The organism is Albimonas pacifica, from assembly GCF_900113695.1.
Lineage (GTDB): Bacteria > Pseudomonadota > Alphaproteobacteria > Rhodobacterales > Rhodobacteraceae > Albimonas > Albimonas pacifica.
On sequence record NZ_FOQH01000002.1, the window covers coordinates 301,461 to 315,881 of the forward strand.

14 protein-coding genes are annotated in these 14,421 nt (G+C 73.3%); 8 read left to right on the forward strand and 6 right to left on the reverse strand.

Features of this window, described 5'->3' with window-relative positions:
* Positions 1 to 185: 185 nt before the first annotated feature.
* From BM064_RS04165 to BM064_RS04175, 3 genes are all read right to left on the reverse strand, one after another.
* A complete protein-coding gene (locus BM064_RS04165; RefSeq protein ID WP_177236139.1) occupies positions 186 to 1,961 on the reverse strand; it encodes a monovalent cation:proton antiporter-2 (CPA2) family protein in 1,776 nt (591 codons plus the stop codon).
* Positions 1,961 to 2,764 (reverse strand): nuclear transport factor 2 family protein, encoded by an 804-nt coding sequence (locus BM064_RS27745; protein WP_218160949.1) that lies wholly within the window; start codon positions 2,762 to 2,764, stop codon positions 1,961 to 1,963. Before BM064_RS27745 ends, BM064_RS04165 begins: the two co-directional genes overlap by 1 nt.
* A 199-nt stretch (positions 2,765 to 2,963) precedes the next feature.
* Positions 2,964 to 3,617, reverse strand: coding sequence for a hydrolase (locus BM064_RS04175; protein ID WP_092858170.1), 654 nt, complete (start codon positions 3,615 to 3,617; stop codon positions 2,964 to 2,966).
* 141 nt (positions 3,618 to 3,758) lie between these two features.
* Here BM064_RS04175 and BM064_RS04180 point away from each other — a divergent pair, with 141 nt between their 5' ends.
* From BM064_RS04180 to BM064_RS04205, 6 genes are all read left to right on the forward strand, one after another.
* Positions 3,759 to 4,649 carry a LysR family transcriptional regulator gene (locus BM064_RS04180; RefSeq protein ID WP_092858172.1) on the forward strand — a complete coding sequence of 297 codons (891 nt, stop codon included), beginning with the start codon at positions 3,759 to 3,761 and terminating at the stop codon, positions 4,647 to 4,649.
* A gap of 184 nt (positions 4,650 to 4,833) precedes the next feature.
* Entirely contained in the window at positions 4,834 to 5,574 is a 741-nt protein-coding gene (locus BM064_RS04185; protein ID WP_092858174.1) for an SDR family NAD(P)-dependent oxidoreductase, read from the forward strand.
* A gap of 107 nt (positions 5,575 to 5,681) precedes the next feature.
* Entirely contained in the window at positions 5,682 to 6,617 is a 936-nt protein-coding gene (locus BM064_RS04190; RefSeq protein ID WP_092858176.1) for a pirin family protein, read from the forward strand.
* An 83-nt stretch (positions 6,618 to 6,700) separates the two neighbouring features.
* Entirely contained in the window at positions 6,701 to 7,003 is a 303-nt protein-coding gene (locus BM064_RS04195) for a GNAT family N-acetyltransferase (RefSeq protein WP_092858178.1), read from the forward strand.
* 355 nt (positions 7,004 to 7,358) lie between these two features.
* Positions 7,359 to 8,471: a zinc-binding dehydrogenase gene (locus BM064_RS04200; RefSeq protein ID WP_092858180.1), complete on the forward strand. Its 1,113-nt coding sequence runs from the start codon at positions 7,359 to 7,361 to the stop codon at positions 8,469 to 8,471.
* A gap of 656 nt (positions 8,472 to 9,127) precedes the next feature.
* Complete coding sequence (locus tag BM064_RS04205; RefSeq protein ID WP_092858182.1) at positions 9,128 to 9,919, forward strand: aldolase; 792 nt, start codon at positions 9,128 to 9,130, stop codon at positions 9,917 to 9,919.
* Between the two features lie 147 nt (positions 9,920 to 10,066).
* Here BM064_RS04205 and BM064_RS04210 read toward each other — a convergent pair whose 3' ends face one another.
* Positions 10,067 to 10,438 (reverse strand): YchJ family protein, encoded by a 372-nt coding sequence (locus BM064_RS04210; RefSeq protein ID WP_092858184.1) that lies wholly within the window; start codon positions 10,436 to 10,438, stop codon positions 10,067 to 10,069.
* Between the two features lie 210 nt (positions 10,439 to 10,648).
* On the opposite strand from BM064_RS04210, the gene BM064_RS04215 reads away from it, so the two are divergent.
* Both BM064_RS04215 and BM064_RS04220 read left to right on the forward strand, forming a co-directional pair.
* Complete coding sequence (locus tag BM064_RS04215; protein ID WP_092858186.1) at positions 10,649 to 11,584, forward strand: aminotransferase class IV; 936 nt, start codon at positions 10,649 to 10,651, stop codon at positions 11,582 to 11,584.
* A complete protein-coding gene (locus tag BM064_RS04220) occupies positions 11,584 to 12,303 on the forward strand; it encodes a sulfotransferase-like domain-containing protein (RefSeq protein ID WP_092858188.1) in 720 nt (239 codons plus the stop codon). The genes BM064_RS04215 and BM064_RS04220 overlap by 1 nt, the downstream gene beginning before the upstream one ends.
* Before the next feature lie 177 nt (positions 12,304 to 12,480).
* On the opposite strand, the gene BM064_RS04225 is transcribed toward BM064_RS04220, so the two are convergent.
* Positions 12,481 to 13,254 carry an ATP-binding cassette domain-containing protein gene (locus BM064_RS04225; RefSeq protein WP_092858190.1) on the reverse strand — a complete coding sequence of 258 codons (774 nt, stop codon included), beginning with the start codon at positions 13,252 to 13,254 and terminating at the stop codon, positions 12,481 to 12,483.
* Positions 13,251 to 14,321, reverse strand: coding sequence for an ABC transporter permease (locus BM064_RS04230; RefSeq protein WP_092858192.1), 1,071 nt, complete (start codon positions 14,319 to 14,321; stop codon positions 13,251 to 13,253). Before BM064_RS04230 ends, BM064_RS04225 begins: the two co-directional genes overlap by 4 nt.
* Positions 14,322 to 14,421: the final 100 nt, after the last annotated feature.

Here is a 14,421-nt window from a genome sequence, read left to right on the forward strand (position 1 = left end):
AAATGGCGGGGCGTCATCGCCTCGCGGGAAGACGGTCGGCGACCCGCGGGCGTCGACGAACCGGCGCCTGCGCATCCGCGTCTCGCCTCAAGGGAGAACAGCCCGACCCGAAACCGGGGGACGTCCGCGGGGGCGGGGTCGGCGCGCCGCGAGCGATGCGTTGCGTCCACGGGTCTCGCGACGGGCTACCGGTCGGACGAGGCGGGGGCCGCAGGTCCGCTCAGGGGCTCGGGGACCGGGCGGAGGATCAGCTGCTCGGCGCCCGACATGGCGTCGCCCTGCACCTGCTCGGACAGGCGCTGGGCGTCGCGTCGGCGGATGTCCTCGGTCGTCTCCTCCACGTCGGCCTGGGACAGTCCCAGGGACCGCAGGCCCTCCGCACCCATCAGGTAGGCGGATTCGACCGTCTCGCGGATCTCGCGGTCGACGCCGGCGCGGATCAGCTCCACCGCATGGGCGCGGTCCCGGCTGCGCACCAGCAGCTTCGCCTGCGGGAATTCGTGCTGCGCCAGCTCGACGATGCGCAGCGCGTCGGCGGGCTCGTCGATGCACACCAGGATCGTCTCGGCCTCCGCCGCGCCGGAGCGGCGCAGCACGTCCAGCCGGGCGCCGTCGCCGAAATGAACCTTGAAGCCGTAGCGCGCCGCGTCGCGGATCCGGTCGGGATCCCGGTCGATCACCGCGAGATCCACGCCCCGCGCCAGCAGCGGCTGCGAGGCGATCTGGCCGAAGCGCCCGAAGCCGACCAGCAGGATCCGCCCGCCCAGGTCCTGCGCAGGCTCGACCCCGTCCATCGAGACCTGTCCCCGCAGCAGCCGGTCCGCCGCGGCCATCAGCAGCGGGGTCAGGGCCATGGACAGGATCACCACCGAGGCGAAGACCGCGCTCTCGCGCGCGTCGATCACGCCGCCGGCGAGCGCGGCGGTGTAGAGGACGAAGGCGAACTCGCCGCCCTGCATGAACATCGACGTCCGGCGCAGCGCCGCCCGCCGGTCCGCGCCGAAGAGGCGCGCCACCGCGTGGACCAGCAGGCCCTTCACCGCCGTGAAGACGACCAGCATCGACAGCGCCAGCGGCCACTCCGCCGCCAGCACGCCCAGGTCGAGCGACATGCCCACCGCGAGGAAGAACAGGCCCATCAGCAGGCCGCGGAACGGCTCGACGTCGCTCTCGATCTGGTGGCGATAGCTCGAGCTCGACAGCATCACCCCGGCGAGGAACGCGCCCATCGCCATCGACAGGCCCACCGCCTCCATCAGCATGGCCGCGCCCAGCACCACCAGCAGCGCGCCGGCGGTCAGCACCTCGCGCGTGCGGGCCTTCGCCAGCAGGGCGAAGAACGGGTTCAGCCCCGAGCGCGCCCCGCCCACCAGCGCCAGCAGCGCCGCGAGCTTGAGCAGCGCGTCGAGCCAGCCCGCGCTCTCCTGCGCCAGCGGCGACAACCAGGCGACCACGGCCAGCAGCGGCACGATCATCAGGTCCTCGAACAGCAGGATCGCGACGGACTTCTGGCCCTCGGCCCCCGCGATCTCGCCGCGGTCCTGGAGCAGCGACATGATGATCGCGGTCGAGGACAGCACGAAGCCGGCGCCGGCGACGAAGGCCGCGGGCCCCGACAGGCCGAAGAGCCCGACCCCCGCCAGCGCCAGCGCCGCGATCGCCAGCCCCACCTGCACCAGCCCCAGCCCGAAGATCTGCCCGCGCATCGCGAACAGCTTGCGGGGCCGCAGCTCCAGTCCGATCACGAACAGGAACATCACCACGCCGAGCTCGGAGAAATGCAGGATCGAGGCGGCGTCCGTGAACAGGCCCAGCACGGAGGGCCCGACCAGCAGGCCGGCGGCGAAATAGCCCAGCACCGATCCCAGCCCGACCCGCTGGAACAGCGGCACGGCGACGACCGCCGCGCCCATCAGGACCACGGCGGGTCCGATCATCTGGCCGAGGCCCGCTTCCGCCATCATGCTCTCCCTGCTTCATCGGGTTGCGTCCGCCCGGTCCCGGCGACCGGCCGCGGGGAACGCTCCGCCTGCGGGCGGGCGCGCGCCTCGGCCTCCCGGGGGTCGAACATCGCGAGGCCGGCGGCGCTCCGCGTCGCGGGGACCTCGGCCTGCAGGACGTCCCAGTGCTCGGCCAGGCGGCCGTTCTCGATCCGGAACACGTCGACCACCACCTGCGGCGCCGAGGCCCAGCCGTGGATGCGGCCGTGGATCGCGACCAGGTCGCCCTCGGCGATCGTCAGGCCCGGCTCGTAGCGGACCTCGGGCGACAGGCTCTCGACGATCGTCTGCAGCGCGTCGCGGCCCTGCGGGATGTCGGGATTGTGCTGGGCGTAGTCCGCGGCGTAGAGGCGACCGACCGCCGAGGCGTCGTGGCGCTGGAACAGCGCGGTCATCGCCTCCAGCACCAGCGCCGTGTTGCGGCGGGGGCGGTCGTCGGAGGGGCGGTCGGCGGGGCGGACGACCTCGAACGGTCCGCTCATCCGCAGGAAGCGGCCGTCGGGCAGGGTGGCGAAGGAGGAGACCACGCGGCGGTCGTGGTCCTGGAGGTTGACCACCGTCGCGCCGTCCGCCTCCTGCCAGCTGACCGCGAAGAGGCCGCCGCCCAGCGGCGCGACCTCGATGTCGACCTCCTCGGTGCGCGCGAAGGGCCCCTCCCGGATCTCGAACCGCAGGCGCGTGGTCGACAGCAGGGTCAGGGAGACGCGGAACTGCGGATAGGCGACGTCCATCTCGAGCCCGACGGGAAAGCTGTCCAGGGTCATCTGCGGCGTCCTTTCGACGGGAGAAGGGGGCGGGCGGGACGGCGTCGCGACGACAGGCGGGACGGCGCGACGGGAACGGGGCCATCGCGATCCCCGGCGGCGCGGTCGAGCCCGCGCCGCGCGCCTGCGTTTCCCGGGGTCCTGCGCCCGGCCGAGGGAGGGGGAGGACCGGGCCTGCGCCCGCCTCCCCCCGCCTGCGTCACTCGGCGGCGGACGGCGCCGGGGTCGCCAGCAGCTGCTGCTCCCACAGGAAGGCGATGCCGCTGCCGCCGGCATGCTGCACGAGCAGGTCGGCGAGCGGGCCTGCCGTCTCGGTCCGCGCCCAGTCGCGCTGCCATTCGGCCGCGACCGCGAGCCAGGTCATCATGTTCGCCCCGGCGTCGCTCATCCGCTGGATCGCGACCTCGTGCGCCTCGATCGAGGTGCCGCCCGAGGCGTCGGTGACCACCGTCACGTCCCAGCCCTCGCCCAGCGCCTGGATCGCGGGCATGGCGACGCAGACCTCGGTCCAAAGGCCCGCGATGATCAGCTGCTTGCGCCCGGTCGCCTTCACGACGTCCACGACCTTGGGGTCCTGCCAGGTGTTGATCAGGGTCCGGTCGATGATCTCCTGCCCCGGGAACACGTCGGCGATCTGCGGGAAGATCCTGCCGCCCCGGTCGGCGATGACCGTGGTCAGGACGGTCGGCACCCCGAACGCCCTCGCGGCCTTGGCCAGCGCGGTCGAGTTGTTCACCACCATGTGGGGGTCGTGGCTGTTGAGGTTCGCGAGCTGGTAGGGCTGGTGATCGATCAGCACGAGGACCGAGTCCTCGGGACGCAGAAGAGAGTCGAGACCGTTTCGGGGGGCCACTGGGTTTCCTTTCCGGATTGCACGGGACATCTCGGGGGGCGCCGGCCGCCGCCGCTCGCCTCGGCGCAATCTGTCGTTCTCCCTCCCGATGCGATAGCGTCGGCGCCTGCAGAGCTGTGTCGCGAACCGGGGAACGCCGGAATGGATATCGAGGACCTCAGGACCTTCGTGGCCGTGGCCGACGCGGGCGGCGTCTCGGCCGCGGCGCGCCGGCTGGGCGTCTCGAAGTCGATCGTCAGCCGCCGGCTGCTGCGCATCGAATCCGAGCTCGGCGCGCAGCTGCTGGCGCGCACCACCCGCGGCGCGGCGCTGACCGAGGCCGGCGTCACCTTCCGCGACCACGCCGCCCGGGCCGCCGCCGAGATCGACGCCGCGCGCGAGACGATCCTGCCCAGCGGCCAGCTGCAGGGCCGCTTCCGGGTGGCGATGCCGCTGACCTTCGGCCCGACCCACTTCGCCCCGGTGCTCGCCGAGATGGCGCGCCTGCACCCGGGCCTGCACGTCCATGCCGTCTACAGCGACCGCTACGTCGACCTGGTCGCCGACGGGTTCGACTGCGCGGTCCGCGGCGGCTACCTGCCGGATTCCAACCTGATCGCGCGGCGCGTGGGCGCGATCCACGGCAAGCTGGTGGCCAGCCCCGGCTACGTCGCCGCCCATGGCGAACCCGAGACCCCCGCCGACCTCGTCAACCACGAGGCCCTGATGCAGGGCACCGAGGCCTGGCAGTTCCTGGACGGCGACACGGTCGTCACGGTCCAGCCGCAGGGACGGTACAAGGCCGACAGCGCGATCGCGCTCGCCACCGCGGCGGCGGCGGGGCTGGGCGTCGCCTGGCTGCCCGACTGCATCACCCACGAGCATCTGGCCTCCGGCGCGCTGATCCCGATCATGACGCGCTACCGCGTGCCGCCCGCCGCCGCCTATGTCGTGCGCCCGCCGGGCCAGCACCCGTCGCGCAAGGTGCGGGTGCTGACCGAGATGATGGTCGAGTATTTCAAGGGCGCCGCCGACATCTGGGGCGGCCGCTGAGGGCCGCGCCCGGTCGGCCCCCGCGCCTCCGGCGTTCCCCGAGCCGGAACACAGCTGCCCGCCGTCCGACGCTGTCGTCGCACGATCCGCGACCTCACCTCCTCCGCCAGGCGGTCGGAGGCCGCGCGCCTGCCGCGCGGTCCGCCGTCCGCCGCACCTGCATCCGCAAGGAAGGAGCCCAGACATGATCGATCTGACCGGCAAGCGCGCCCTGGTCACCGGAGGGTCGCGCGGCATCGGGGCCGCGATCGTCCGCACGCTGGCCGAGGCCGGCGCCGACGTCGCCTTCACCTACCAGGCCTCGGCCGACCGCGCCGAAGCGGTGGCCGCCGCCATCGCGAAGGTCGGGCGGCGCGCCGTCGCGATCCGCGCCGACAGCGCCGACCCGCAGGCGATCGCCCGCGCCGTCGAGGAGACGGTCGCGGCGCTCGGCGGGCTCGACATCCTGGTCAACAGCGCCGCCGTCGGCCACTACGGCCCCATCGCCGAGCTCGACCTCGACGCGTTCCAGGCGCTGATGGACGTCAACGTGCGCGCCCCGGTGCTGTTCGCGAAGGCGGCGATCCCGCACCTGGGCGACGGCGGGCGCATCGTCACCATCGGCTCGGGTCTCGCCGAGCGGGTGCCGTTCCCGGGCGTCACCGCCTATGCGATGTCGAAGGCCGCCCTGACCTCGTTCACCCGCGGCCTCTCGCGCGAGCTGGGGCCGCGCGGCGTCACCGTGAACCTCGTCCAGCCCGGCTCGACCGACACCGAGTCGAACCCCGCCGACGGCCCGGCCGCCGAGGGCCAGCGCAGCCTGACCTCGCTGGGCCGCTACGCCGACCCGCGCGAGATCGCGAACGCCGTGGCGTTCCTCGCCAGCCCCGCCGCCAGCGTGATCACCGGCGCGACCCTGACCGCGGACGCCGGCGCCATCGCCTGAGCGCGCGTTCCCCCCGCCGCGACGCAGTTCGGCGCGCGGCGGGGCTAGCCCCGCGGGCGGCCGCGCCGCAGGTTCCCCCCCAGGATCGACGCACAAGGAGAACGCGCATGAGCTGGAACCCGGCGATGGAGCCCGGCTGCCCGGACGGGGCCGGGCTCGACGCGATCGAGACCCTGATCGTCCCGCGCAGCCGCGACCTGGGCGGCTTCGAGGTGCGCCGCGCGCTGCCCGCGCCCAAACGGCAGATGGTCGGCCCCTTCATCTTCTTCGACCAGGCCGGCCCGGCCGAGTTCCTGACCGGCCAGGGCGTCGACGTGCGCCCGCACCCCCACACCGGCCTCGGCACCGTCACCTACCTGTTCCGCGGCGACTTCCATCACCGCGACAGCACCGGCGCCGACCAGGTGATCCGCCCCGGAGAGCTGAACTGGATGGTCGCCGGGCGCGGCGTCACCCATTCCGAGCGCACCACCTCGACCGCGCGCAGCGGCCCCAGCAGCCTGTTCGGCATCCAGACCTGGCTGGCGCTGCCCGACCGGGACGAGGACATGGACCCGATGTTCGAGCATCACGGGCGCGACGCCCTGCCGATGATCGAGGACGCCGGCGTCTCGGTGCGCCTGGTGCTGGGCGAGGCCTGGGGCGCGCGGGCCCCGGCGCGGATGTTCTCCGAGACCTTCTACGCCGACGCGAAGCTCGACCCCGGCCGCCGGCTGCCGATGCCCGACGATCACGAGGACCGCGGCATCTACATCGTCGAGGGCTCGATCCTCGTCGCCGGCCAGGCCTTCGAGGCGGGGCGGATGATGGTGTTCCGCCCCGGCGACCGGATCGCCATCGAGGCCGGCCCGCGCGGCGCCCGGCTGATGCTGCTGGGCGGCGCGACCCTGCCGGGGCCGCGCTACATCTGGTGGAACTTCGTCGCCTCCTCGCTCGAACGGATCGAGCAGGCGAAGGAGGAGTGGCGCGCCGGCAAGTGGGGCGAGGGCCGCTTCGATCTGCCGGTCGACGACCGCGACGAGCATATCCCCCTGCCGGATTGACCTGACCGGGGCGGTCGCCGACCGTTCCGACGTCTCCCTCCCGCCCGGGCCGGTCGCCCGGGCTGCACGAAAGGACCGCTCCGATGTCGGACGCCGCCGTCGAAATCATCTATGAGGACCAGGGCTCCAAGGGCCGCTACGTCGCCCGGATCGCCGGCGTCGAGGGGGAGGGCGAGCTGACCTTCTCCAAGGTCTCGGAGGCGTTGATCATCGCCGATCACACCGCGGTGCCGGACTCGATGCGCGGCATGGGCGCGGCGGCGGCCCTGGCCGACCGGCTGGTCGCCGACTCCCGCGCCGCCGGCCGGCGCATCGTGCCGCTGTGCCCCTTCGTGCGGGCGCGGTCCCTGCGCCGCCCCGACTGGGCCGACGTCATCCAGCAGTGACCCGCCCGCGCCCGGGCCGGCGGCGTGCTCGCGCCGGCCCGGGCGGCCCCTGCGCCGGTTCCGACCCGGGGCCCGACGGGTCCGTGCCGGACCGTCGCGCCGAGGGCGCCGCCGCCCCGCGGCGTCGCCGAAGGCGCCTGTCATGCGTCGCGCGGCACGACGGTTCCCGAGGCGGGCGGCCGTGCGGACAAGGCCGCCGTCCCGTCATGCAGGTTGCGCGGGCGCCGGGAGGAGAGGTTCGCGTCGGGATTGCCGCCCGGGTCCGGGTCGTGTTCGATGGCGGCGCAGGACATGGGCGTCGGGCCCTCTGTCCGAGCCCCCCTGCATCCCGATCACGAGACCTGGAGACTTCGGCATGAGCACCACCGGCAAGCAGCTCTTCACGACGCTTGAGAGCGACGGCACGCTCACCGTGGCGATCGAGGATGCGACGTTCCCCGACCCTGTCGGCGATCAGGTGCTCGTGAGGATGGAGGCGGCCCCGATCAATCCGTCGGATCTCGCCATCCTGGTGGGCGCGGCCGATCTCGAAAACGCGGACTATTCGCCCGGCAAGTACGTCGCCACCGTGCCCGAGCCGTTCAATTCGGCGTCCAGGGCGCGCCACGGGCTGAAGCTTCCCGCCGGCAACGAGGGCGCGGGCACGGTCGTGGCGACAGGCGACGGCGACAAGGCGAAGGCGCTGATGGGGCGGCGCGTCGCCTGCGTGCCGGGCCATGCCTACAGCCAGTATTGCCTCGCCGACGCCGGGATGTGCCTGCCGCTGGACGATCATTCGGCCGAGGACGGCGCGAGCAGCTTCGTCAATCCCATGACCGCGCTCGGCTTCGTCGAGAATGCGAAGATGGACGGGCAGGATGCGATCCTGCACACGGTCGGGGCCTCCAACCTGGGCCAGATGCTGACCCGCATCTGCCGGGAAGACGGGATCGGGCTGGTCAACCTGGTGCGCAAGGCGGACCAGGCCGCGCTGCTCGAACAGCTCGGCGCGACCCATGTGGTCAATTCGTCGGACGACGACTTCATGCAGCGGCTGTGCACCGCGATCGACGACGCCGAGGCCTTCTACGGCTTCGATCCGATCGGCGGAGGGAAGACGGTCGACAGCGTCTTCAAGGCCATGGAGCAGGTCGCGGTCGGCAAGATGACCGAGTATTCGCGCTACGGCTCCAACCAGAAGAAGCGCATGTTCATCTACGGGCGCCTGGACACGGGCGCGACGATCCTGACGCCCAGCTACGGCTTCGGCTGGACCCTGTCCGGCTGGCTCCTGTTCCCGTTCCTGCAATCGGCCGGGCCGGAGATCGTGGGGCGGATGCGCAAGCGCGTGCTCGAGAACCTGACGACGACCTTCGCCAGCACCTACAAGAAGCGGGTCGATCTCGAGGAGATGCTGACCAAGGAGGCCGTGATCGACTATCGCGCGATGAAGACGGGCGAGAAATACCTTGTAACCCCCTGGAAATAAGCGACCGCCTGCGGCGGCCATGTCCACGGAGGTTCATGCGTCGCGGCACGTGTTCGGGCGCCGCGGGCATGGGCGGGGGGCGGCGTCCGTCGCGGGCTCGAGCCGCGCCGCCGCGGCGCGGCGTCGCCATGCCGTCCTGATGCGGCCGGCAAGGCGCCGGCGATGAGGAGGGGCGGAGCGGCGAAGGCGCCGTCCCGCCCCCCCCGCGACCTTCCGACGATCCGCCCTGCGCGCCCCGCCGGCACGCCGGGCTTCTGCAGGAACGGCTCTCGTCGGCCGGGCTCGGGCCGGGCGCGACCGACGCCCATTCCATGCGCCGCACGAAGGCTGCGCAGGTCCCGGGGAAGACGGGCGACCGGCGCGCCGCGCCGCTGCGCCGGGCGCGCGATGCGGGCGGGGGCCGCGGGCGGACGGGATCGCGGCGCGGGGCGCGGTCCATGAGCGGGGCGGCCCGGGGCGACGTCCGCCGGGGCCTGCGGCCGTGCGCGGGGTTTGCATGTGCGCGCGCGTCGGGTTGGTATCCGGGGGGCGAGCCGGGCGGCGCGGATCCGCGGCGCGGGCGCCCGCCGGGCGGCCGCAGCCGCGGCGGGGCGCCCGGCGCCTCGATCCGGACCGGGCGCGGCTGGACCAGACCGACGACAGGAAGGCGAAACCGAATGGCGCACCAACTTGCAACGCCCCGGGGCGGGCCCGGCGCACGGCGCAACGTGTCCTTCGACACCGACGAGATCCGCGAGGCGCGCCTCGACCTCGCCGCCAGCCTGCGCATGGCCGCGCGGCTCGGGCTCGAGGAAGGGATCTGCAACCACTTCTCGGCGGTGGTGCCGGGCCATCCGGACCTGTTTCTCGTGAACCCGCTGGGGCTGAGCTTCCACGAGGCGACCGCGTCCTCGCTGCTGATCTGCGATTTCCACGGCGATGTGCTGGAGGGGGAGGGGGAGCCGGAGGCGACCGCCTTCTACATCCACGCCCGCCTGCACATGGCCTCGCCCCGGGTCGGGGCCGCCTTCCACACCCACATGCCCAACGCCACCGCCCTGAGCATGGTCGAGGGCGAGCCGCTGGTCTGGGCGGGGCAGACCGCGCTGAAGTTCCACGGGCGGGTGGCGGTGGACCGCGACTACGGCGGCCTGGCGCTGGACGCCGACGAGGGCGACCGGATCGCCGCGACCCTGGGCGACGCCGACATCCTGTTCATGCGCAACCACGGCGTGATGGTCTGCGCGCCCACCATCGCCGAGGCCTGGGACGACCTCTACTACCTCGAGCGCGCGGCCGAGGTGCAGCTCAAGGCGATGAGCACCGGCCGCCCGCTGCTGCCGATCCCCGAGGACGTCGCGCGGCGGACCGCGGCGCAGATGCGCGAGGGCGATCCCGAAAGCGCGAAGCTGCACATGGCCAGCGTCCGCCGCCAGCTCGACCGCAGCGCTCCGGACTACCGCGACTGACGGCGCGCGGGGCCCATCGGGCGCCGCGCGCGGGGCGTCGGGAGCGCCGGTCGCGGGGGGCGGAGGGACGGGCCGCCGCCGTCCGCTCCTTGCGTCGGCGCGGCTGCGCGCCCGGAGGCGGAGCGACGACCGGGCGCGCGCCCGGCCTCAGTCCAGGTCGCCGTCGACATAGACCCAGCCCGGTCCCTCGCGGCGGAAGCGGCTGGTCTCGGTCAGGCGGCCCTTGCGCGCCCCGCGGCGCCAGGTGGCGGTGAAGCGGACGCGCGCCGTGTCCGGCCCCTCGGTCTCGTGGCTCAGGATCGTCAGGCCGGTCCAGGTCTGGGCGGGGTCCAGGCTCAGGTCCGCGGGGCGCGTCTCCGCGGCCCAGCTCCGGCGCAGGTAGGCCTCGTCGCCCCGGCAGAAGGCGCAGTAGCGGGCGCGCATCAGCGCCTGCTCGTCGCGCGCCGGGGCGCCCAGGTGCAGCCGGCCGCAGCATCCGGCGTAGGTCTTCCCGCTTCCGCACTCGCACGGGTGAAACATGCGCAACCCTCCTGCATCCGTCGTCCCGGCGCGGCCGCCCCGCCTGAAGGCGGCGCGGCGACTCGCGGCGGCCGGCCCCGGCCCAGATGCGCCCATCGCCGCCGCGAGGACAACCGGCCCCGCGCAGGGCGCGCGCCGCCCCTTGCGGAGCCCCGCGCCGCCGGCCGATCATGCCCGCCCCGCCCCAGATGCGAACGGAGCCCAAGCCCGATGCCAGACGCCCAGACCGCCGGATCCGGCGGCGCCGCTCATGCCGCCGAGGTGGACGCGCGCAACGAGACCATCCTGATCTGGGTCGACGGCGCGCTGCGGCCGCGGGCGCAGGCGACGGTGTCGGTCTACGACTCCGGCTTCCTGCTCGGCGACGGGATCTGGGAGGGGCTGCGCCTGCACAACGGCCGATGGGCCTTCCTCGACGACCACCTCGACCGCCTGTTCGAGGCGGCGCGCGCCCTCGACCTCGACCTCGGGCGCGACCGCGCCGGCATCGTCGCCGCGCTGGAGGAGGTGCGGACCGCCAACGGCATGGAGGAGAACGCCCACGCCCGGCTGATGGTCACGCGGGGCGTGAAGGCGCGGCCCTTCCAGCATCCCTCGCTCAGCCGCTCGGGCCCCACGATGGTGATCATCGCCGAGCATTCCGTGCCGGCGACGGCGGGCAGGGGGCTGCGGCTCGTCACCGTGCCGCAGGTGCGGGGCCTGCCGATGAGCCAGGACCCCAAGCTGAACTCCCATTCCAAGCTCAACTGCGTGCTGGCCGCCGTGCAGGCCGAGAAGGCGGGCGCCGACGAGGGGCTGATGCTGGACCCCCATGGCTTCGTGAACACCACGAATTCCTGCAACGTCTTCATCGTGCGCAAGGGGGAGCTTTGGACCTCCACCGGCGACTACTGCATGAACGGCATCACCCGCGCGAAGACGCTGATGCTGGCGCGCGAGGCCGGGATCCCCGCCTTCGAGAAGAACTTCTCGCTGGTCGAGGCCTACGGGGCCGACGAGGTCTTCGTGACCGGCACCTTCGGCGGCCAGACGCCGGTGGCGGAGCTGGACGGGCGGGCCTTCGGCGACGGGACCGCCGGGCCGGTGACGCGGAAGCTGCAGGAGCTCTACCGCGCGCTGGTGCGCCGCGATGTCGGGCTCGACTGATGCGGGTGGTGATGTGGTCGGGGCCGCGCAACCTCAGCTCGGCGATGATGCGCAGTTTCGGGAACCGCGCGGCGACGGACGTGGTCGACGAGCCGTTCTACGCCGCCTACCTCGCGGCGACCGGGCTGGACCACCCGATGCGCGAGGCGGTGATCGCCTCGCAGCCCGCCGACTGGCGCGAGGCCGCGCGCGCGCTGGCCGCGCCCCCGCCCCCCGGCCGCCTGCGCTATGAGAAGCACATGGTCCAGCACATGCTGCCCGGCATGGACTTCGACTGGATGGAGGGGGCGGCCGTCGCCTTCCTGATCCGCGACCCGCGCGAGGTGGCGGCGAGCTTCGGCGCGAAGCGGGCGGGCTATCTCGAGTCCGAGCTCGGCTTCGCCCGCCAGCAGGAGATCTTCGACCTCGTCGCCGCGCGTCTCGGCCATCCGCCGCCGGTGGTGGACGCCGCCGACATCCGCCGCGACCCCCGCCGGGTGCTGTCGGCGCTGTGCGCCGCGCTGGGGCTGCCGTTCGATGAGGCGATGCTGGGTTGGGCGCCGGGCCTGCGCCCCTCGGACGGGGTCTGGGCGGCGCACTGGTACGGGTCGCTGGCGGACTCTACCGGCTTCGCCCCGCCCTCCGACGCGCCCCCGCCGCGGCTCGACCCCGAGGTGGAGCGCGCCTTGCGCCCGGCCATGGAGAGCTGGCGGCGGCTGTCGGAAACGGCGTTGCGCTGACCTGCGCCGGGGGACCGGCCGCCGCGCCGCGCCCCCCGGGGAAGGTCCCGATCCGGTCCGCAAGGGCCCCCTGCGGCCCTCCGGGCCTGCGTGCAGGCCGGGGGGCGGAGGGGCGCCGGTCCGGCGCGAAACCCCGGGGCCGCGGGGGCGGCCCCGGGGCGTCGCGGACGCCGCGCGTCAGGCGGCCAGGGGCTCGGGCTCCCTGGCGCCGGTCATGTAGGCGACCGCGTCGGACATCGTGCAGTCCCTGGGGTCGATCACGCACAGGCGTCGGCCGAGACGGTGGACGTGGATGCGGTCGGCGACCTCGAAGACGTGGGGCATGTTGTGGGAGATCAGGATGATCGGGATCCCGCGGGAGCGGACCTCCTGGATCAGCTCCAGCACGCGCCGGCTTTCCTTCACCCCCAGCGCCGCCGTCGGCTCGTCGAGGATCACGACCTTCGAGCCGAAGGCCGCCGCCCGGGCCACCGCCACCCCCTGGCGCTGGCCGCCCGAAAGGGTCTCCACCGCCTGGTTGATGTTCTGGATGGTCATCAGGCCCAGCTCGGCCAGCTTCTCGCGGGCGAAGTCCTCCATCCGCCGCCGGTCCAGCTTGCCGAAGACCGAGCCCAGGATCCCGGGCATCTTCAGCTCGCGCCCCATGAACATGTTGTCGGCGATCGAGAGCGCGGGGGACATGGCCAGCGTCTGGTAGACCGTCTCGATCCCCGCCCGGCGGGCGTCGTTGGGGGTCTCGAAGGCGATCGGCTCGCCGTCGAGCAGGATCTCGCCGCCGTCGGGACGGATCGCCCCCGACAGGGCCTTGATCAGGGTGGACTTGCCCGCGCCGTTGTCGCCGATCACCGCCAGGATCTCGCCGGGCATCAGGTCGAAGTCGCAATGGTTCAGCGCCGTCACTCTGCCGTAGCGCTTCACGAGGCCGCGCGCCTCCAGGATGGGCCGGGTCATGCCGTCACCTTTCTGATCCACTGGTCCACGGTCACGGCGGCGATGATCAGCACGCCGATCAGGAGATAGGTCCACTGCGGGTCGGCGCCCGACATCCGCAGGCCGAGCTCGAACACCCCCACGATCAGGGCGCCGAAGAAGGCGCCGAGGATCGAGCCGCGCCCGCCGAACAGCGAGATGCCGCCGATCACCACCGCGGTGATGGACTGGATGTTGCCGATCACGCCGGTCGTGGCCGAGGGCGAGACCGAGCCGAAGCGGCCGATCATCACCCAGCCCGCCAGCGCGCAGATGAAGCCGACCAGCATGTAGACCGACATCAGCGTGCGGTGGACGTTCACGCCGGCGAGCTTGGCGGCCTCGGGGTCGTCGCCGACCGCGTAGACGTGCCGCCCCCAGGCCGTCGAGCGCAGGGCATAGGCCAGGACCAGCACCAGGACCAGCATCAGCACCACGCCCAGCGTCAAGGTTGCCCCCCCGACCTGGAGCTTCAGGCCCAGGAACTGGAGGAAGGGCGCCTCGGTCTCGATCTCCTGGGCGCGGATCGTCTCGTTGGAGGAATAGAGGTAGTTCGCCGCCAGCACGATCTGCCACATGCCCAGCGTGACGATGAAGGGGGGCAGCTTCATGCGGCTGACCAGCCAGCCGTTGGCGGCCCCGATCAGCGTGCCCACGGCCATGCCGCAGGCCACCGCCGCGACCGGCGGCAGCCCGTAGCGGAAGGTGAACTGGCCCATCACCACCGAGCACAGCACCGCCGTCGCGCCGACCGACAGGTCGATGCCCGCGGTCAGGATGATCAGGGACTGGGCGGCGGCGAGCACGCCCACGATCTGCACCTGCTGCAGGATCAGGGTCATCGCGAAGGGCGAGAAGAACTTCTCCCCCAGCACGATCCCGAACACCGCCAGCGCCGAGACCAGCACGATCAGCGGCACCAGCGAGGGCGTGGCGTGCAGCGCGTGGTGGAACCGCCCGAACAGGCCCCGGTGCTGGTCGTCGAACTCGGCGAAGCTTTCCTCGCGCCGCGTCTTGACCACGTCTTCAAATCGATCCGCGTCGGTCATCGTCGCCTCCTCGGAACGGCTCGCGCGCGCCTTCTGCGCGGGTCGCGGCGGCGCGCGGGGGCGCCTCGCCGTTCGCTGGGTCAGGGGTCGGGGTTCAGGT

Bases quoted from the DNA above. Each gene is read 5' to 3' on its own strand.
- BM064_RS04230 (WP_092858192.1), bottom strand. From the start codon at position 14,321: ATGACCGACGCGGATCGATTTGAAGACGTGGTCAAGACGCGGCGCGAG.
- BM064_RS04205 (WP_092858182.1), top strand. From the start codon at position 9,128: ATGGCGCACCAACTTGCAACGCCCCGGGGCGGGCCCGGCGCACGGCGC.
- BM064_RS04185 (WP_092858174.1), top strand. From the start codon at position 4,834: ATGATCGATCTGACCGGCAAGCGCGCCCTGGTCACCGGAGGGTCGCGC.
- BM064_RS04190 (WP_092858176.1), top strand. From the start codon at position 5,682: ATGAGCTGGAACCCGGCGATGGAGCCCGGCTGCCCGGACGGGGCCGGG.
- BM064_RS04200 (WP_092858180.1), top strand. From the start codon at position 7,359: ATGAGCACCACCGGCAAGCAGCTCTTCACGACGCTTGAGAGCGACGGC.
- BM064_RS04195 (WP_092858178.1), top strand. From the start codon at position 6,701: ATGTCGGACGCCGCCGTCGAAATCATCTATGAGGACCAGGGCTCCAAG.
- BM064_RS04165 (WP_177236139.1), bottom strand. From the start codon at position 1,961: ATGGCGGAAGCGGGCCTCGGCCAGATGATCGGACCCGCCGTGGTCCTG.
- BM064_RS04225 (WP_092858190.1), bottom strand. From the start codon at position 13,254: ATGACCCGGCCCATCCTGGAGGCGCGCGGCCTCGTGAAGCGCTACGGC.
- BM064_RS04210 (WP_092858184.1), bottom strand. From the start codon at position 10,438: ATGTTTCACCCGTGCGAGTGCGGAAGCGGGAAGACCTACGCCGGATGC.
- BM064_RS04220 (WP_092858188.1), top strand. From the start codon at position 11,584: ATGCGGGTGGTGATGTGGTCGGGGCCGCGCAACCTCAGCTCGGCGATG.
- BM064_RS27745 (WP_218160949.1), bottom strand. From the start codon at position 2,764: ATGACCCTGGACAGCTTTCCCGTCGGGCTCGAGATGGACGTCGCCTAT.
- BM064_RS04180 (WP_092858172.1), top strand. From the start codon at position 3,759: ATGGATATCGAGGACCTCAGGACCTTCGTGGCCGTGGCCGACGCGGGC.
- BM064_RS04215 (WP_092858186.1), top strand. From the start codon at position 10,649: ATGCCAGACGCCCAGACCGCCGGATCCGGCGGCGCCGCTCATGCCGCC.